Annotated in this window: 21 protein-coding genes; 14 read left to right on the forward strand and 7 right to left on the reverse strand. The window is 55.1% G+C overall.

Going from position 1 to position 16,851, the window contains the following annotated elements:
- Position 1: 1 nt before the first annotated feature.
- Positions 2-751, forward strand: coding sequence for an FFLEELY motif protein (locus DS878_RS12515; RefSeq protein ID WP_113816260.1), 750 nt, complete (start codon positions 2-4; stop codon positions 749-751).
- 19 nt (positions 752-770) lie between these two features.
- Here DS878_RS12515 and DS878_RS12520 read toward each other — a convergent pair whose 3' ends face one another.
- A complete protein-coding gene (locus tag DS878_RS12520; RefSeq protein ID WP_113816261.1) occupies positions 771-1,049 on the reverse strand; it encodes a polyhydroxyalkanoic acid system family protein in 279 nt (92 codons plus the stop codon).
- A gap of 127 nt (positions 1,050-1,176) precedes the next feature.
- Between DS878_RS12520 and ubiE the strand changes: the two genes are divergently transcribed.
- The 10 genes from ubiE to DS878_RS12570 all read left to right on the forward strand — a co-directional run bounded on the left by ubiE (position 1,177) and on the right by DS878_RS12570 (position 7,948).
- Positions 1,177-1,959: a bifunctional demethylmenaquinone methyltransferase/2-methoxy-6-polyprenyl-1,4-benzoquinol methylase UbiE gene (ubiE, locus tag DS878_RS12525; protein ID WP_113816262.1), complete on the forward strand. Its 783-nt coding sequence runs from the start codon at positions 1,177-1,179 to the stop codon at positions 1,957-1,959.
- A complete protein-coding gene (locus tag DS878_RS12530) occupies positions 1,959-2,600 on the forward strand; it encodes an SCP2 domain-containing protein (protein WP_113816263.1) in 642 nt (213 codons plus the stop codon). The genes ubiE and DS878_RS12530 overlap by 1 nt, the downstream gene beginning before the upstream one ends.
- Complete coding sequence (ubiB, locus tag DS878_RS12535) at positions 2,597-4,240, forward strand: ubiquinone biosynthesis regulatory protein kinase UbiB (protein ID WP_113816264.1); 1,644 nt, start codon at positions 2,597-2,599, stop codon at positions 4,238-4,240. Before DS878_RS12530 ends, ubiB begins: the two co-directional genes overlap by 4 nt.
- A 127-nt stretch (positions 4,241-4,367) precedes the next feature.
- Complete coding sequence (locus tag DS878_RS12540) at positions 4,368-4,748, forward strand: nuclear transport factor 2 family protein (RefSeq protein ID WP_113816265.1); 381 nt, start codon at positions 4,368-4,370, stop codon at positions 4,746-4,748.
- Between the two features lie 167 nt (positions 4,749-4,915).
- Complete coding sequence (hisI, locus tag DS878_RS12545; protein WP_113816266.1) at positions 4,916-5,332, forward strand: phosphoribosyl-AMP cyclohydrolase; 417 nt, start codon at positions 4,916-4,918, stop codon at positions 5,330-5,332.
- 12 nt (positions 5,333-5,344) lie between these two features.
- Positions 5,345-5,674, forward strand: a complete 330-nt coding sequence (locus tag DS878_RS12550; protein ID WP_113816267.1) for a phosphoribosyl-ATP diphosphatase — start codon at positions 5,345-5,347, stop codon at positions 5,672-5,674.
- A 90-nt stretch (positions 5,675-5,764) separates the two neighbouring features.
- Complete coding sequence (gene tatA / locus DS878_RS12555; protein ID WP_113816268.1) at positions 5,765-6,001, forward strand: Sec-independent protein translocase subunit TatA; 237 nt, start codon at positions 5,765-5,767, stop codon at positions 5,999-6,001.
- Positions 6,002-6,012: 11 nt separating this feature from the next.
- Positions 6,013-6,423, forward strand: a complete 411-nt coding sequence (tatB, locus tag DS878_RS12560) for a Sec-independent protein translocase protein TatB (RefSeq protein WP_113816269.1) — start codon at positions 6,013-6,015, stop codon at positions 6,421-6,423.
- Positions 6,420-7,232, forward strand: coding sequence for a twin-arginine translocase subunit TatC (gene tatC / locus DS878_RS12565; protein WP_410003474.1), 813 nt, complete (start codon positions 6,420-6,422; stop codon positions 7,230-7,232). The genes tatB and tatC overlap by 4 nt, the downstream gene beginning before the upstream one ends.
- Positions 7,229-7,948, forward strand: coding sequence for a 16S rRNA (uracil(1498)-N(3))-methyltransferase (locus DS878_RS12570; protein ID WP_113816270.1), 720 nt, complete (start codon positions 7,229-7,231; stop codon positions 7,946-7,948). The genes tatC and DS878_RS12570 overlap by 4 nt, the downstream gene beginning before the upstream one ends.
- Before the next feature lies 1 nt (position 7,949).
- Here the strand turns inward: DS878_RS12570 and DS878_RS12575 are convergent, their stop codons facing one another.
- Genes DS878_RS12575 through DS878_RS12595 form a run of 5 tightly spaced genes read right to left on the reverse strand, consistent with a single transcriptional unit; the run spans position 7,950 to position 13,327 of the window.
- Entirely contained in the window at positions 7,950-8,870 is a 921-nt protein-coding gene (locus tag DS878_RS12575; protein WP_113816271.1) for a DUF808 domain-containing protein, read from the reverse strand.
- A gap of 29 nt (positions 8,871-8,899) precedes the next feature.
- Entirely contained in the window at positions 8,900-10,123 is a 1,224-nt protein-coding gene (locus tag DS878_RS12580) for a UbiH/UbiF/VisC/COQ6 family ubiquinone biosynthesis hydroxylase (protein ID WP_113816272.1), read from the reverse strand.
- Positions 10,120-11,385 carry a 2-octaprenyl-6-methoxyphenyl hydroxylase gene (gene ubiH / locus DS878_RS12585; protein ID WP_113816273.1) on the reverse strand — a complete coding sequence of 422 codons (1,266 nt, stop codon included), beginning with the start codon at positions 11,383-11,385 and terminating at the stop codon, positions 10,120-10,122. The genes DS878_RS12580 and ubiH overlap by 4 nt, the downstream gene beginning before the upstream one ends.
- A 4-nt stretch (positions 11,386-11,389) precedes the next feature.
- Positions 11,390-12,709 carry a Xaa-Pro aminopeptidase gene (pepP, locus tag DS878_RS12590; RefSeq protein WP_113816274.1) on the reverse strand — a complete coding sequence of 440 codons (1,320 nt, stop codon included), beginning with the start codon at positions 12,707-12,709 and terminating at the stop codon, positions 11,390-11,392.
- 27 nt (positions 12,710-12,736) lie between these two features.
- Entirely contained in the window at positions 12,737-13,327 is a 591-nt protein-coding gene (locus tag DS878_RS12595; protein WP_113816275.1) for a UPF0149 family protein, read from the reverse strand.
- Positions 13,328-13,465: 138 nt separating this feature from the next.
- Between DS878_RS12595 and DS878_RS12600 the strand changes: the two genes are divergently transcribed.
- Entirely contained in the window at positions 13,466-14,125 is a 660-nt protein-coding gene (locus DS878_RS12600; protein ID WP_113816276.1) for a ZrgA family zinc uptake protein, read from the forward strand.
- Between the two features lie 2 nt (positions 14,126-14,127).
- Here the strand turns inward: DS878_RS12600 and DS878_RS12605 are convergent, their stop codons facing one another.
- Positions 14,128-14,658, reverse strand: a complete 531-nt coding sequence (locus DS878_RS12605) for a DUF3299 domain-containing protein (protein WP_113816277.1) — start codon at positions 14,656-14,658, stop codon at positions 14,128-14,130.
- Between the two features lie 86 nt (positions 14,659-14,744).
- Here DS878_RS12605 and DS878_RS12610 point away from each other — a divergent pair, with 86 nt between their 5' ends.
- On the forward strand, positions 14,745-15,461 hold the full coding sequence (locus DS878_RS12610) for an ABC transporter ATP-binding protein (RefSeq protein ID WP_113816278.1): 717 nt from the start codon (positions 14,745-14,747) through the stop codon (positions 15,459-15,461).
- Positions 15,458-16,732: an ABC transporter permease gene (locus DS878_RS12615; RefSeq protein WP_113816279.1), complete on the forward strand. Its 1,275-nt coding sequence runs from the start codon at positions 15,458-15,460 to the stop codon at positions 16,730-16,732. The genes DS878_RS12610 and DS878_RS12615 overlap by 4 nt, the downstream gene beginning before the upstream one ends.
- Positions 16,733-16,851: the final 119 nt, after the last annotated feature.

Genomic DNA, 16,851 nt, shown 5'->3' on the forward strand with positions numbered 1-16,851 from the left:
CATGTACCGTGAGCGCCTTACTGACACAGAAGTGCGCTCAGAGAGCGCCCGCCGCTTGCAGCAGCTGTTACTGGATTATCACGATTTCCGGCATGCCAAAGCCGGCCACCGGCTTCTCGAAAGCACTCATGACATCGCAGGCTGGCAAGCCAGCCGCCTCAAACTGACGCATCAGGATCTCTATCAGCAACCGGCCTACCAGGCTGGCCTTCAGTTTCTGCTCACTGATCTATACGCTCCCGCCAGCATGACCCGGCGTGACGACAATATAGACCGGGTCTTCCCGAAGATGGTCAAATGGCTACCAGATCACCTGCTGGAAACGCTTTCCGGGCTTGTAGAGCTGAACCTGATCACCCAACAGCTGGATCTTGAACTGGCTGAACGTCTTGACGAGCGTGATATACAAGCGTCATTTCTGACCACTGAGCAGTACTGCAAGGCGTATCGGGCCAGCCAGAAACTGGAACAACGCAAAAAACAGGTGATGCTCGTAGCCGATGTGGGACAACAGCTTGACCGCTACGTTCGTAATCGCACACTGGGCTGGCTGTTATCCATGAGCCGGACCCCGGCGGAAATGGCCAACCTCAGCGACCTGCACGACTTCCTCCACAGAGGTTATTCCGCTTTCCGGAAAATGGATAAAGTGGACTTGCTGATTGACAGGCTGGTGGCGCGGGAGCAACGGGTCATGGAGAATATCATCAACGGCCATCCGGAACCCTTCACCCTCCCGGACGACCTGTAATAAAAACCTGCGTGGCAGGTTACGCCTTCAGAATCTTATCAAGCTGGCTGTTAATCTCCTGCTCAATCCTCGATTTGAAAGGCCGCAGAAGCATACCCAGCTCCAGATGCACGTGCAGATCTTCACCGGTAATGTTCAGATGGCCTTTGGCGCCAGAGCGTTTGAACGTCAGATGATCACCTTCCCACTGGTAGTTCACATCAAACTGGCTGGAGAGATCCTGAGCAAGCGATTCCGCTGCTTCGAGGGCATGATCTTTATCAAGAGAGTGAGTGCGATGTACATCGATTACGGACATGAATCAGTTTTCTCTTCAAAATTGAACAGTTTTTATAGTGTAAGGCGGTATTAAACGACTAGCCACCCTTGTAGCAACCCCGTCAACCGTTAGAATACGGGGTTCAGATTCTGACAGGACATGCCCCATGAGCGAGCAACAAACGCCAGCCAGCCCCGGCAACGGCCAGGACGACGTAACCCACTTTGGTTTCAGCAACGTACCAAAGAGCCAGAAAGCTGGCCAGGTAGCGGAAGTGTTTCACAGTGTCGCGGGCAAATACGACCTCATGAATGATCTGATGTCCATGGGTGTCCACCGGTTATGGAAACGTTTTACCATTGAGCTTTCCGGCGTGCGGCCGGGCCATCAGGTTCTGGACATTGCCGGCGGAACCGGCGACCTGACAATGAAGTTTTCCGATCTGGTGGGAAGTGAAGGCAAGGTGATTCTCGCCGACATCAACGCCTCCATGCTGCAGGTTGGCCGCAGCCGCCTGACCGATCGTGGTTACGCAGGCAATATTGAGTATGTACAGGCAGATGCCGAACACCTTCCGTTCCCGGACAACAACTTCAACGCTGTATCCATTGCCTTCGGTCTGCGTAACGTAACCGACAAGGATCAGGCTTTACGTGACATGACCCGCGTACTGAAGCCCGGTGGCAAACTGATGGTGCTTGAGTTTTCCAAGCCTACCAATCCGCTGCTCAGCAAAGTCTATGACGCCTATTCATTCAAAGCACTGCCACTGATGGGCCAGCTCATTGCAGGCGATAGTGAGAGCTACAAATATCTTGCCGAGTCTATCCGCATGCACCCGGATCAGGACACACTCAAAAGCATGATGGAAGACGCAGGTCTGGTGAACTGCAAATACTACAATATGACCGGCGGCATTGTTGCCCTGCACGTGGGAATCAAACCCTGATGTTCCCCGGCCCGACCCTGCTTACGGCGGTAACCGCCATAATCGAGCGGGCACTGAACGAGGCCCTGGAACTGGATCCCGCCGGGCAACAGGCGCTACTGGATGCTCTTGAGGGGCCGGTACAGTTCCGCATCACAGAGCCGGTTTCACTAACCCTGTCTCTGCACCGCGCCGGCCAGCGTGTACAGGTACACGGCCAGCCAGCAGAAGAGCCATCCCTTGAAATCAGCGGCAGGCCCCTGGCTTTTGCGGCACTGGCCACCGGTGACAACCGCGTGTTCACAGACAAGCGGCTCGAAGTTACCGGTGATACAGGCCTCGCACACCAGTTTCAGCGCGCTCTGGATCAACTGAACCCGGACTGGGAAGCCTCCATGGCAGGGCATATTGGTGATATACCAGCCCATTTTATCGGCAAGCGCATTCGCAATGCCGTGAGCTGGAGCCGACAGGCTATCCGTACTTTGAACGCCAATATCGAAGAATACCTGCATGAGGAAAGCCGCGCGCTGCCCGGCCGTCGTGAACTGGAAGCCACATTCGAAGATATCGACATGCTCAGCCTGCGCACAGAGCGCCTGGAAGCTCGCATAAGCCTGATCACAAATCGTGGCACCACTGACAAACCGGAGACTCCGTGACCCGTCTGCAACGCCTGTTCCGAATTGCCTGGGTATTCTGCCGTTACCGGCTTGACACCTTTCTGCCTCTGGCAGAGCTTCCCGGGCCGTTAAAGATCTTCTTCCTGCTTGCGCCCTGGCACCTGTTTCCTCAACCAAAACTCAGCCGTGGCGATCGCCTGCGCCTGGCTCTGGAAGAACTCGGGCCGGTATTCGTCAAGTTTGGCCAGATTCTGTCTACCCGTCGTGATCTCCTGCCTGACGACATGGCGGAATCACTCAAAACCCTCCAGGATCGCGTCCCGCCCTTCCCCAGTGACGCAGCCCGTAACATTATTGAAACCTCCCTGGGCGCTCCGGTATCTGAACTGTTCAAAGAGTTCAGCGCAGACCCCATGGCATCCGCCTCGGTAGCCCAGGTTCATGCTGCCACCCTGTTGAACGGCCAGGAAGTTGTTGTAAAGGTGCTACGCCCGGGCATAGAAAAAGTGATCCGGCAGGATCTCGCCCTGATGTACCTGATGGCCAATCTGCTGGAGAAATACTGGACAGAAGGCAAGCGCCTGCACCCGGTAGAAGTGGTTGAAGATTATGACGCTACTATCCACGACGAACTGGACCTGCAGCGCGAAGCCGCCAATGCCAGCCAGTTACGCCGGAATTTCGAAAACTCTTCGCTGATATACATTCCCTTTATCGACTGGGACTATACCCGCAAGTCAGTCTTGGTGATGGAGCGTATCCACGGCATCCCCATTGCCGATGTTCCTGCCCTGAAAGCGGCGGGAGTCAACCTGAAGGTTCTGGCCGAGAAAGGGGTTGAGATCTTCTTTACCCAGGTATTCCGTGACAGCTTCTTCCACGCAGACATGCACCCGGGGAACATCTTTGTAGACGTCAGCAACCCTGCCGACCCGAAATACATTGCCATTGATTTCGGTATTGTCGGCACCCTTGCACCGGACGACCAGAGCTATCTGGCGCGTAATCTGCTGGCTTTCTTCCGCAGGGACTACAGGCAAGTAGCGCAGCTTCATATCCAGTCTGGCTGGGTACCACCCGATACCCGGGTAAACGAGTTTGAAGCCGCTATCCGCACCGTATGTGAGCCGATTTTTGAAAAACCCCTCAAGGATATTTCCTTCGGCCACTTCCTGCTCCGGCTGTTTCAAACCGCCCGCCGGTTCAACATGGAAGTCCAGCCGCAACTGGTGTTGCTGCAAAAAACCCTGCTGAATGTGGAAGGCCTCGGCCGCCAGCTGTATCCGGAACTCGACCTCTGGAGCACTGCCCAGCCATTCCTGGAAAGCTGGATGCACAAACGAATCGGACCCTCAGGCCTGATCAAATCCCTTCAGACCCACTTACCCTCGTGGCTGGAACAATCACCGGAAATGCCGCAACTGGTCCACGATGCCCTGCTACAGTTGCGCAGCTCCGGCCCCACCGAAAAACAGAACCAGGATGCACTGGCGCTACTGCGGGAACAGCAACACCGAACGGATCGGCGCTGGCGCCGCGGGATTACTGCTATGGTACTGGTTGCTGCCGCCATCATAGGGACTCAGCCAGAAGCCCTCACATGGGTACAAAGTGTACCCCTCTGGAGCTGGGCGCTGTTGGTTGCCGCCGGGGGGTTGGTCTTGCGGGGTGGCCGCTGAGCCATGCTTTAAACACAACCGGGGGAAATTCAGGCAACTGATGGTTTCATTATGCTCAGCCCTGAATATAATCAATCCTTGAGCCCGACCCCCAAAACCATCCTCGTATTAGAAGTGGAGTTCATTTATGCAGCCAAAAGACATCGTGGCTCAGTTCATCGCTGAGATACATGCCCAGCGTTTTGACAACGCAAAGACCTTACTGGTTGCAGAAGGTTTTGAGTATGTGGGCCCGAATATGCGCTTCCTGAGCCCGGATGACATGATGTCTTATCAGTTCGGTATGGCGGCCATACAGAAAGACCTGATTCTTCGCCAGCTCAGCGCCGACGGCGAACACGTATTCGCGATTCTGGACTATCAGACCAACTTTGAACCGATCGGAGATGTGCGGCTGGCACTCTGGTTCCGTGTCCAGGATGATAAAATCCAGACGATTGAAGCTTTCTATAATGCCGCAGTGGTTGAAAACATGCTGGGGGGTAACCTGCCTTCAGCAGTAAAATAATCCCTGCCCGGGCCCGATAAACCTGCCAGCACAATATTGTTCAGCGATGACGGCTTAACCATGTCAGAATTACCAGCTTCAGGGTTCTGAACAGCGCCAATGTTTCTGCTGCCGTTCACTCGGGAAAACCTGAGAAAACAGCGTTCACACGCTCAGGATTCATAAAAATGAAAGATGTACCAGATAATCTGGCCAACCTCGACTGGCTTGAAGCCATTCAATGGACTGCTGATGGGCTGGTTCCGGCAATTGCCCAGGATGCAGCCAGCGGCGACATTCTGATGATGGCCTGGATGAACCGTGAATCGCTTCAATTAACCGCCGAGGAAGGTCAGGCGGTTTACTGGTCGCGGTCACGGGGTAAACTATGGCGCAAAGGTGAAACCTCCGGGCACCAGCAAATAGTAAAAGATATTCGCCTCGACTGTGATGCAGATGTGATATTACTGAAAGTTGAGCAAAAAGGCGGGATTGCCTGCCATACGGGCCGGCGTAGCTGTTTTTATCGTTCTTTGACAGACGGCCAGTGGGTCAGTATTGAACCCGTTATCAAAGATCCGGATGCCATCTATGGCAAAAACTGAGGAGTGAGTGCATTGAGCAATGTCCTGGAAGATCTGACACGGGTTCTGGAAGCCCGGAAATCAGCCGACCCGGAGAAATCCTACGTTGCCAGCCTCCATTCCAAAGGTCTGAACAAGATACTGGAAAAGGTTGGTGAAGAGTGTACCGAGACTCTGCTGGCCGCCAAAGATGCCGAGCACTCGGGCGACACCCGCGCGGTGATTGGCGAAACTGCGGATCTCTGGTTTCACAGCATGGTGATGCTTTCTAATCTGGGGCTGACCTCTCAGGATATTCTTGACGAGCTTGCTCGCCGGTTTGACCTTTCCGGCCTGGAAGAAAAAGCCTCCCGGAGCCAGTAAGGCTGCAAGCCCCCTGATGAGGGTTTCCGCCAAACGTCTCCGGTAGCGTACAATACAAATGAACCGACACTTTACATTGAGGAACCCATGATGGGCGGCATAGGTATCTGGCAACTTCTTATCGTTCTGGGCATCGTTATTCTGTTGTTCGGAACAAAAAAACTGCGCAACATCGGCACCGATCTTGGTGGTGCCATTCGCGGCTTCAAAAAGTCCATGAATGACGAAGACAGCAAACCCGAAAATCCGGATTCTCTGGAAGGTCAGGCCGAAGAACAGACCCGGCAGGCAGCAGAAGAGAAACCCAAGGATAAAGCCAGCAGCTGAGACCAGACAGAATGTTTGATATCGGCTTCCTGGAATTGCTGATCTGCGGCGTTATTGCGTTGTTGGTACTTGGCCCTGAACGGCTACCAACGGCTGCGCGTGCGGCTGGGCGCTGGATCGGCGGTGCCCGCCGCATGGTGAACCAGTTTACGTCAGAGCTCGACAACCAGTTGAAGGCCGAAGAGTTCAGGAATGAGCTGCGTAAAGCAGGAGATGTTGGCCTTGATGATGTTCAGAAAACCGTGCGCGGAGCTCTGGACGAAGCCAAAAAGTACGAGCATATGATCTTGTCGGGCAAGCCAGAGACCGACAACCAAACTGCGACTGACCACAGCACAGAGGGCGACACCACCGCAGCCTTGGGTGAGAACAGGCCCGACGAGTCAGACGCCGCGCAAAAACCGTCGGATAAGCCTTCATGAATGCAAAAACAGATGGTAAAGAACCGGGCCATCAGAGTAACAACCAGAGCAGCAATTCCCAGCAACCCGAGATGCCTCTGGTTGAGCATCTTCTGGAACTTCGCAACCGCCTGCTGAAAATGGTTCTGGCTGTGATTATCTGCTTTGCAGCCATTTACCCCTTCGCTAACGAACTGTATCTCTGGCTGTCCGAGCCCATCCGCACACTGCTGCCAATCGGCCAGACCATGATTGCAACAGACATTACCTCGCCGTTTTTCGCGCCCCTGAAACTGGCCCTGTTCCTCTCGGTGTTTGCCGCGATCCCGGTCATCCTTTATCAGCTCTGGAGCTTCATCGCGCCCGGCCTTTATGCCCATGAAAAGCGCCTGGCCTTCCCGCTGCTGTTTACTTCGGTCATTCTGTTCTATCTGGGTGCCGCGTTTGCGTATTACGTGGTGTTTCCACTGGTATTCGGATTTTTTACCGCCATTGGCCCGGAAGGCATTGTTGAATTGCCGGACATCAGCAGTTATCTGAATTTTGTGCTGAAAATGTTCTTTGCATTCGGGGTCGCCTTTGAGATCCCTATCGCCACCATTCTGCTTATCCTCAGCGGCATAACAACGCCAGCAGACCTGGCAGCCAAACGGCCTTACGTTGTGGTCGCCTGTTTCATCATCGGCATGATGCTGACACCGCCAGACATTATCTCCCAGACGCTTCTGGCCGTCCCCATGTGGATACTGTTTGAGTTGGGCATTCTGTTCGGCCGGCTGGCCTCCCGTGAGGTATCCGGGCAGGAAGCCGACGAGCCACCAGCCGGATGAATATAGCGTTACTGTTTGATGAGGATTTTGTTGCGGAAAATCGCGTGGTGCTTCGCGGGCGCAGGCTGGAACACATCAAATCGGTACTTGGTGCATCCTCTGGCGACCAGTTGCCGGTAGGCCGAGTAAACGGCCAGATGGGGTTGGGTGAGGTGGTAAACCTCACCGATTCCAAAGCAGAACTGATAGTTGTACTGAATCAGCAACCACCGGCCCCACTGCCCCTCACGCTCATAATCGCCATGCCCCGCCCAAAAATGTTTCGCCGCATTCTGCAAACCAGCACGACACTGGGCGTAAAGGACATCTGGCTGATCAACAGCTACAAGGTCGAGAAAAGCTTCTGGCAAACGCCCTGGCTGTCCGATGAAAACCTGCGGGAAAACATGACTCTCGGGCTGGAGCAGGCAAAAGACACGGTTATGCCTCGCCTGCACACTCGCAAGCTTTTCAAACCATTCGTGGAAGATGAGTTACCCGCACTACTGCAAGGCAAGCGAGCTCTGGTTGCCCACCCTGGCACTTCCACACCCTGCCCTGTCCACGTGAACTGCCCCACGGCGCTGTGCGTCGGCCCGGAAGGCGGTTTCACCCCCTATGAAGTGGACAAGCTGGAAGAAGCGGGGTGCCAGAGCGTTCATCTGGGGCCGCGTATTCTCCGGATGGAAACGGCTGTTCCTGTTCTCATCAGCCGGCTGTTTGACGCCTGCCTCTGACTCAGGAAGCGCCGGACCTGCGCTCCCACATCCGCAACAATGGCGTAATCACCACAACCAGCAACGCACCAGCCAGCAAGCCAAACAGGCCATTTGCCAGTGTGGGCACCACTGCTGAGGAAACGCCCCCCAAATCCACCGAAAAATGATGGATGGCATCGTAAACCGGCGTTATACCGTGAACCAGGATGCCACCGCCCACCAGGAACATGGCAATCGTGCCGAGAATTGACAGGGTTTTCATCAGATAGGGTGCCAGCCAGAGGATACCCCGACCGGTTTTCTGTGCAATAACACCTTCTCTCTGGCTCAGGTACAGGCCAGCGTCATCCAGTTTCACAATACCGGCAACCAAACCGTAAACCACGACTGTGATCATCGCTGCCACCACGGCCAGTACCACAAACTGCATGCCGATACTCTCTCCGGTTACCACGCCGAGGGTTATGGCTATGATCTCAGCGGAAAGGATAAAATCCGTCCGGATAGCGCCTTTTATCTTCTGTTTTTCCAGCACTTTAAGGTCGGCCCCTGGCTTTTTCAACGCCTCCCTCAGCTCTTCCCTATGCTGCTCATCCTCTTCCGTGTGCAGAAACTTGTGGGCAAGCTTTTCCGCTCCCTCAAAACACAGAAAAGCCCCACCAAGCATCAATAGTGGTGTAACAAGCCAGGGGACAAAAAAACTGATCGCCACGGCAGCCGGTACAAGGATTGCTTTATTAACCATTGAACCTTTGGCCACCGCCCAGACCACTGGCAGCTCACGCGCCGGTTTCACACCGGTTACCTGTTGTGCATTCAGCGCAAGGTCATCTCCCAGTACGCCAGCAGTTTTTTTTGTAGCAGCTTTTGTCATCAGGGAGACATCGTCGAGAAGTGTCGCAATGTCATCGAGAAGCGCAAGCAGACTGGTTCCTGCCATCAGTGCAGTTCCTTCATTTTGATAGGGATTTAAGTAATAAGACCCATGGCCTCTGCCGCAATACGGTTTTTAACCGGAGCAACCCCGTCAAGCCAGCGCATACCGGTATTTCTGAGCCACCTAAACGGCAATTCATCACGGCCGAATAACTGTTTAAAGCCTTCCATGGCAAGCATCATGCTCAGATTGTCACCCTTACGGCGACGTTGATAACGCGCCAGGACCAGTTCATGCGCAGGACTCAAACCAGAATTCCTTGCCCGGGCCAGTTCTTCCAGTAAAACCCGTACATCACCGTATCCCAGGTTGGCACCTTGCCCTGCGAGGGGATGGATGGTGTGGGCAGCATCACCTATCAACACGACACCCTGTGCAACGTAGTCTTTGGCATGACGCTGTCTGAGCGGAAACGCAAAACGCCGGGAAACAGCTTCAATGGTGCCGAGCTCGCTTTCAATTGCCTGCTCAAGTTCCGAAACGAAGGCAGTATCATCCAACGTCATCAGACGCCGGGCCTCTATAGTGTCCTGTGACCAGACGATAGAGCTGAAATGCTCATCGCCACTTTCCGCAGATAGTGGCAGGAACGCCAGTGGTCCGGTCTGAGAAAATCGCTGCCAGGCAGTGTACTGGTGGGGCTGAGTTGTACGTACAGTGCAGACAATGGCCTCCTGGTCATAATCCCACTCACGGGTTGGCAGCCCGACCCACTGGCGCAATCTGGAGTTGGCTCCGTCGGCAGCAACCACAAGCCGGGCACCGGGCGTGCGACCATCAGAAAGCTCAAGGTTGCATTGATTGCCATTCAGCGAACACCCCGTAACCTGCACCTTGTCGATCAACTCGACAGAGCTGTTTTCCACAACTTCGAACAGCGCTCTGACCAGACTACGGTTTTCAACAATCGTTCCCAGCGCACGGGCCTGCAATTCTGCTGCATCAAAATGGATACGGCCGGTACCGTCTCCGTCCCATACGGTCATCCCCTGATAGGGACAATGACGTCCGGCAGCGACACTTTGCCAGGCTCCCAATGATTCCAGCAGCTGCTGACTGGCAACGGAAATAGCACTGACCCGCGGCTCAAAATCCGCCACATCTGCTGCCGCAGACGGAGCTTGTAACAGATCTGCGCGATCAGCCGCTTCGATCAGGCCCGTTTTCCACCCCTGCCGGGACAGACCAATAGCCAGCGCGGTCCCAGTCATGCCCCCGCCTACAACAAGAATGTCGAACACTTCGGGATCATTCATATTTTATCGCTTACCGACAGCCCGTTAATGACTGCCCTGCGTCCGCCGGTGCCCATGGCTTTGCGGGCAAACAGTCGCTTGGCACCAGGGAACAGATCCAGACCCACCAGCCCGGCATCACGGGCTACGGCCATTGGTGCCGGCGATTTACCAAAGATACGGATCAGAGAGTCCGAGAATTGTACAGTTTGCTTCCAGTCCGGGCGGTGCAACTCATGGTAACGGCGCAAAATCTGAAAGTCGCCCGGCGACCGGCCCTGTTCAGCAGCCAGCCGGAACTGCTCTGCCAGAGTCATCAGCCCCCGCAACGCCAGGTTAAAGCCCTGCCCGGCAACCGGATGCAAAGCGTGCGCGGCATTACCTACAAGTGCTACGCCTGGCCGTACCGGCTCATCAACCGTGGTCAGTGTCAGAGGGTAGTGATTACATTCACCAATCCGCGTAAACCGGCCCAGTCTCCAGCCAAACCTATCCTGAAGCCGCTGACATTTGTCCCCATCGGACATTGCCAGAACTTCTTCAAGTTCCTTATCACTCAGTGTCCAGACCAGTGTCGACTGCTGACCGGCACGAGACGGTGAGCCGTGAGGCAACAGGGCCATAGGCCCGGCATCGGTAAAGCGCTCGAATGCGGTGAACTGATGGCTGTCGCTGGTGGAGACGTTCGCAATCAGAGCATTCTGCTCATAGCCATGATGCCTGGGCTGGAACCCGAGTTTCTCTCTCAGCCCGGAACGACCACCATCTGCAACAATCAGACATTGACCAGTGATTGTGCAAGTTCCATCGCCAGTCTTTACGGCAACGCTCACACTTTGCGGGCAAGACTCCATACCAGTGACCTCCGCCGGCGCCTGCCACTGGGTATTCGTGTCCAGCAACGCCCGCATCAGGCACAAGCCCATCCACCGATTATCCACCACATAACCCAGGGCCTGCTGCCCGTATTCACTGGCTGCCAGGCGGGTGGCACCAAAGTGGCCCCGGTCGGAGACGTGAATATGCCGGATAGGCGTTGCATGCTCAGATAACCGTGTCCAGAGCCCCAGCTCTTCGAATACCAGCCGCGAGCCCCAGGCCAGCGCTGTAGAACGAGCGTCATAGCTGGGCTGGTAGGCATCGGGCAAGGCATCTGCAGACAATGGAAAAGCCTCGACCACGGTCACCCTCAACGCTGGCGCAGTTCTGGCAAGAGCCAGGGCCAGTGTCGCACCGGCAAGTCCGCCGCCAGCAATGATCACATCGGTATCGGAGTGTGTCACAGGCTCATCCCGCCATCAGTGCTTCGATCTCATCAACCGTTTTAGGCACGCCGTTTGTCAGTACCCGGCAACCCTCTTTGGTCACCACTACGTCGTCTTCAATACGGATTCCAATACCACGCCATTTTTCGTCCACATCGGTATTATTCGGCGCGATATACAGGCCTGGCTCAACCGTCAACACCATACCCGGCTCAAGCAACCGCCAGGCTTCACCAACTTTGTAATCGCCTACATCGTGCACATCCAGCCCCAACCAGTGGCCAGTACGGTGCATGAAGAAGGGTTTGAAGGCTTCGCTGGCAATGGCATCATCAACTGTGCCCGTCAAAATACCCAGATCAATCAACCCTGCAGTCAGCACTCTCAAGGCTGCTTCGTGGGGATGGTTCCAGTGATTACCGGGGCGAACCGCATCAATGGCCGCATACTGGGACTCCAGCACCACGTCGTAGACTGCCCGCTGTTCAGGGCTGAACTTGCCGCTGACAGGGAAGGTCCGGGTGATGTCAGATGCGTAGCATTCCACTTCACAGCCTGCATCAATCAGTACCAGATCGCCCTCATGCAGAGGCGCTGTATTCTCGATGTAATGCAGGATGCAGCCATTGGCACCACTACCAACAATGGACGGGTAAGCCGTAGACCGGGCCCCATGCTCCATGAAAGTATGAATCAGCTCGGCCTCAAGGTTATATTCATTACCACCCTTCCTGGCACGCTTCATCGCACGGACATGGGCTTCGGCACTGATTTCACCGGCGCGCGCCATAGCTTTGATCTCGTTCGCACTCTTGTATAGGCGCAGATCGTGCAGCAGATGCTCCAGCGATACGAACTCACCCGGCGGATGGGCACCGCTTTTTACCTTGCTGCGAAGAACCTTGACCCAGTCCATAACCCGGGTATCGAAACCCTGGTCTTTGCCCAGCGGGTAATACACCCGGCTGCGCCCTTCGATCATACCCGGCAGGATGTCATCGATATCGGATACCGGGAAGGCGTCGTCCAGTCCGTAACCTTCGATTGCCCCCTCGGGGCCTACAAGAAACCCATCCCATAGTTCCTTTTCGGGGTCTTTCTCTTTGCAGAACAGTACCGACTCCCCGTACTCCCGGCCCGGAATCAGTGCTAATACCGCCTCAGGCTCGCCAAAACCGGTCAGGTACTGGAAATCACTGTCCTGACGGAATGGGTGCAACACATCCCGGTTCCGGACACGTTCAGGCGCAGCCGGAATAATGGCTATGCTGTCTGGTGCCATGCGTTCCATCAGTTTGCGACGGCGCTCGGCAAATTCTTTGACGGGTATAATAGATGACATGGATTCTCCCGCAGTATGTGAGGTGCTTTAGTGCAGCGTTGGCGCTAGCGGTGCCGGTTTTTCCGGAGGATTGAACTCGGTGAATACGGCCAGAGCCCCGAGCCGGATGTACTCCGTTATCTCCATCAGCTGCTGCTCGCTTTCCTGGTCAGATTCCTGGTCTTCCGAAACCTGGCTGATAGCCACCATGTCTTCGATCAGCTCACGAATTTCTTCCGGAGCTTCGCCCAGGGATTCCCCCGCAGCCAGGGCCATACCTTCAAGAAAACCACGCACCCAGGCCACCAGGGCTTCCAGGCGTTGATCGATCGCATAGTCATCATCAGGCAGCAGTGGATGGAAGCTCATATCCGCTGACTTCAGGAAATTCAGTGTTTGTCCGTAGGCCTCGTTCATGAATACGGACAAGTCACTGGATTCTCCGGCCGCACTCTCGGGCAGCCCCATGTGTTCGCAAACCATGGCCAGCCACTCATCTTCCTCTATGCGTGATCCGGCCGCCAGGCGACCGCAAAGTGCACCGTGCAGTTCGGAAGGATGACTGAAGGCTTTATGAACGCTGAATACGTTGGCCCAGCGCTCGAATTCTGCGGCATAAGCAGTGTCGGTTTCTGACATGAACCAAGACAATCCTGTGTTGTGGAGTATGAGGGCTATCCTAGCATTCAGGCGCCATCAAGGCACTCGCCAGTTGATTTTCACAGAGCAAGGGAGGAATATGTTATAACATATCAATCACCTCTACAGGACAGCGAGATGTTCCCTAAAAAGCTCTTGGCATCATCCATTGTATCGGCACTTCTCACCGCGACCGTCAGCTCACACGTTATAGCCGCAGACAATCCTGGCGCGCATCAGCACGGGCACGCCGATATGCAGCTTGCATTCAGTGCTGATGAGGTTGAAGTCCTGCTGCAATCAGCAGCTGGAAACCTGCTTGGTTTTGAACACCTTCCGCGCACGCCAGAGGATCACCAGGCGATAGAGAAGCTTACCAACTGGCTTGAAGAAACCCCGCTGATTAACACGCCGGAATCAACCTGCATCGTGAAAACCACGACGGTTCAGCATGAAGTTACCGGCGGCCATCATGATGACCATGACCACGATGAGCACGAGCATCACGACCACGATGACCATGACGAACATGACCATGATGAACATGAGCATGACGAACACGAGCATGACGAACACGAGCATGACGAACACGAGCATGACCATGAAAGCCAGCATACCGATATCACAGTAACCCAGACGTTAAGCTGCCAGGGGCTCGACAAGGCATCCGCTCTGACCACACCGCTCACCACCCGTTTTTCTGGCATCGAAGATCTCGATGTTGCCTGGGCCGGTCCGGATGGACAGGGTGCATCGCGCCTGGAGCACGGAGAGAGCTCATTCAAACTCGGGCTCTAGGGTTATTCCCTGTAGGGCGTGACCGCTTCTGCCGTCATTGAATAGGAGGACGTACCTATGTCGGTTTCCGTACGATCGATAACCAGTGTACCTTCAACCCAGACGGGATCGTACAGAGCCTCGAGCTTGAACCCCTCCTTGTACTTGATGTGAATAATCTGGTTAGGCGGCGGGGGCGGCACATGGATACAGGCGCCATAATAGGGCACCAGAAAAAATTCCAGAATGAGCATGTCTTTGGTTGTTTTGAGTGGCACTACAAAACCGGGGATCCGGCCTTGAACGCTAGCCATCTCCGGAACAACCCTCCCGGTCATTATTTCGTCCGGCAGCAAAGGCGGGCCGTCGCCCTCGTGCTCAAGTTCTGGCATATTTTCAAGCAAAGCAAGATCTTCGGCAGGCATCAGGTCCAGCCAGTCGATTTCGCGCAATTCCTGCTTCGTTTCTGAGTGTGCCGGAAGGGTTGCACTCAGCAGCGCAACCAGCAGAACCGGAAAGAGCACCCCTGCAGGGCAACGTAAGGACTGGATCATCAGTAAAACTCTCCGAAAAACTGACAGCGAAGTATACGCCGGCGAATCTATGCCAGACATAATACACGGGGCGGGTAAGGATCAACATGAATAGCCAGTCAGAATCCAGTACGCAAAGACCTGCAGATGAAACCGCGGCCATTGAAGTCAAAGACCTCACATTCCGCTGGGACAAACATCAGCCGGCACTTACATTCCCGGATTTACGCCTGCCACAAGGCGAGCACCTTTTCCTTCACGGCCCCAGCGGAACCGGAAAGAGTACGTTTCTGAGCCTGCTGGCAGGCATGCTTCCGCCAGCAACTGGCAGCATCAGCCTGTTGGGAACAGCCATTCAGAAACTGGGTGCAGGTAAACGTGACCGATTCCGGGCTGACCATATTGGCGTTATCTTCCAGCAGTTCAATCTGGTGCCTTATCTCACGACCGAAGCCAACGTAACCTTGCCCTGCAGGCTCTCGCGAACGCGCAAGGCCTCAACAGGCGAGACTCCGGCTAGCTCCGCCCACCGGTTGCTGACCGCACTCGCCATTCCGGAAAGCCACTGGCAAAGAAAAGTCACGCAACTGAGTATTGGCCAGCAACAACGCATTGCCGCCGCCCGCGCGCTGATCGGAGCGCCTGAGATAATTCTGGCAGACGAACCCACATCTGCTCTGGACAGTGACAATCGTGACCGTTTCATCAATCTGTTGCTGACACTGGCTGAAGAACGCAACACCTCCGTGTTGTTTGTGAGCCATGACCGTTCTCTGGCTCAGCGTTTCCACCATCAGATTCAACTCGGGCAGGTACCGGCATGAAGGCTCGTCTGGCAATCTCACTGGCAACCGCGAGCCTCTGGCACAGACGTAAAGTACTGGCTCTGGTGTGCCTCACCCTCACTCTGAGCGTCACCTTACTGCTCGGCATCCAGTATCTGCGCACAGAAGTAAAACAGTCCTTTACCAGCACTATCAGCGATACAGACCTGATCATCGGTGCCCGCAGCGGTCAAATCAACTTGTTGCTGTACACGGTATTTCATATCGGCGATGCAACAAATAACATCCGGTGGTCTACATTTCAGGAACTCAAACAAGATACCCGCATTGACTGGCTGATCCCCATTTCGCTGGGCGACAGTTACAAAGGGTTTCGGGTTGTCGGCACAGACGAAAGCTTTGGCAAGCACTTCCGGTTCGGGCGTGGGCAGCCTCTGACTCTGGCGAGTGGCCAGTGGTTTGACGGAGTATTCGACGTGGTTCTGGGGGCGGGCGTGGCCAAAAAACTGAATCATGCCCTTGATGACAAAATTATACTTTCCCACGGCGGCGGCAGTACCAGCTTCTCCAACCACACAAATACACCGTTCACCGTGACCGGCATCCTTGAACCCACAGGGACACCGGTGGACCAGGCGGTCTATATCAGCCTGCAAGGAATGGAAGCCATACATGTAGGCTGGGAGTCCGGCGTTGCCATTCCGGGCCGTACACTCACGCCAGAACAAGCTGAGGGCCGGAATTTTACACCCAGCGCCATTACCGCCGTGTTCGCCGGACTGGATCGCAAGATCCTCACATTCCGCGTGCAGCGCGACCTGAATCAATACACGGGTGAACCTCTCTCTGCGATTCTGCCTGGCGTCGCCCTGAGCGAACTCTGGCGGCTGATGAGTCAGTTTGAGCGTGCGCTGCTGGGTATAACCGGTTTCGTGGTCATTACCAGCCTGATCGGATTAATTGCGGTTCTCCTCACACTGCAAACCCAGCGGGCTCATGAAATAGCAATCCTGCGGGCCACAGGCGCCTCCCCGGGCCTGATCGCAAGCCTGTACATCATTGAGTGCCTGGCCCTTGCAGTGGTGGCCTGCGTGATTTCACTGGCCTTGAGCACCTTCGTGGTTTCAATGCTGGGCCCCTGGCTACTCACCAATTACGGGCTTCAGGTTCAGCTCCGCCCACTGAACATTGAGGAATGGGCTCTCCTGGCGTCTGTGCCTCTGGCCGCCGTAGTGGTAGCGCTGATTCCTGCATTCAGTGCCTGGCAACAGAGCCGTTCACAAGGTTTTGGAAGCCCCGGCGAATCGTGATGCACGTCTCGCGGGCGAGCAAAAACAGCTAACAGTGCCTGATGAGATCTCTTATGACAGCCATGTAAATTGACCGTCATGGCGTGCACACTTATAGTTAGGCGCAATACCTTCAACCT

The sequence above is a fragment of the Marinobacter sp. F3R11 genome, assembly GCF_003318275.1.
Taxonomy (GTDB): domain Bacteria; phylum Pseudomonadota; class Gammaproteobacteria; order Pseudomonadales; family Oleiphilaceae; genus Marinobacter.

Coding starts and splice junctions, on each gene's coding strand:
- DS878_RS12515 (WP_113816260.1), top strand. CDS start 2: ATGTACCGTGAGCGCCTTACTGACACAGAAGTGCGCTCAGAGAGCGCC.
- DS878_RS12520 (WP_113816261.1), bottom strand. CDS start 1,049: ATGTCCGTAATCGATGTACATCGCACTCACTCTCTTGATAAAGATCAT.
- ubiE (WP_113816262.1), top strand. CDS start 1,177: ATGAGCGAGCAACAAACGCCAGCCAGCCCCGGCAACGGCCAGGACGAC.
- DS878_RS12530 (WP_113816263.1), top strand. CDS start 1,959: ATGTTCCCCGGCCCGACCCTGCTTACGGCGGTAACCGCCATAATCGAG.
- DS878_RS12540 (WP_113816265.1), top strand. CDS start 4,368: ATGCAGCCAAAAGACATCGTGGCTCAGTTCATCGCTGAGATACATGCC.
- hisI (WP_113816266.1), top strand. CDS start 4,916: ATGAAAGATGTACCAGATAATCTGGCCAACCTCGACTGGCTTGAAGCC.
- tatA (WP_113816268.1), top strand. CDS start 5,765: ATGGGCGGCATAGGTATCTGGCAACTTCTTATCGTTCTGGGCATCGTT.
- tatB (WP_113816269.1), top strand. CDS start 6,013: ATGTTTGATATCGGCTTCCTGGAATTGCTGATCTGCGGCGTTATTGCG.
- tatC (WP_410003474.1), top strand. CDS start 6,420: ATGAATGCAAAAACAGATGGTAAAGAACCGGGCCATCAGAGTAACAAC.
- DS878_RS12570 (WP_113816270.1), top strand. CDS start 7,229: ATGAATATAGCGTTACTGTTTGATGAGGATTTTGTTGCGGAAAATCGC.
- DS878_RS12575 (WP_113816271.1), bottom strand. CDS start 8,870: ATGGCAGGAACCAGTCTGCTTGCGCTTCTCGATGACATTGCGACACTT.
- DS878_RS12580 (WP_113816272.1), bottom strand. CDS start 10,123: ATGAATGATCCCGAAGTGTTCGACATTCTTGTTGTAGGCGGGGGCATG.
- pepP (WP_113816274.1), bottom strand. CDS start 12,709: ATGTCATCTATTATACCCGTCAAAGAATTTGCCGAGCGCCGTCGCAAA.
- DS878_RS12595 (WP_113816275.1), bottom strand. CDS start 13,327: ATGTCAGAAACCGACACTGCTTATGCCGCAGAATTCGAGCGCTGGGCC.
- DS878_RS12600 (WP_113816276.1), top strand. CDS start 13,466: ATGTTCCCTAAAAAGCTCTTGGCATCATCCATTGTATCGGCACTTCTC.
- DS878_RS12605 (WP_113816277.1), bottom strand. CDS start 14,658: ATGATCCAGTCCTTACGTTGCCCTGCAGGGGTGCTCTTTCCGGTTCTG.
- DS878_RS12610 (WP_113816278.1), top strand. CDS start 14,745: ATGAATAGCCAGTCAGAATCCAGTACGCAAAGACCTGCAGATGAAACC.
- DS878_RS12615 (WP_113816279.1), top strand. CDS start 15,458: ATGAAGGCTCGTCTGGCAATCTCACTGGCAACCGCGAGCCTCTGGCAC.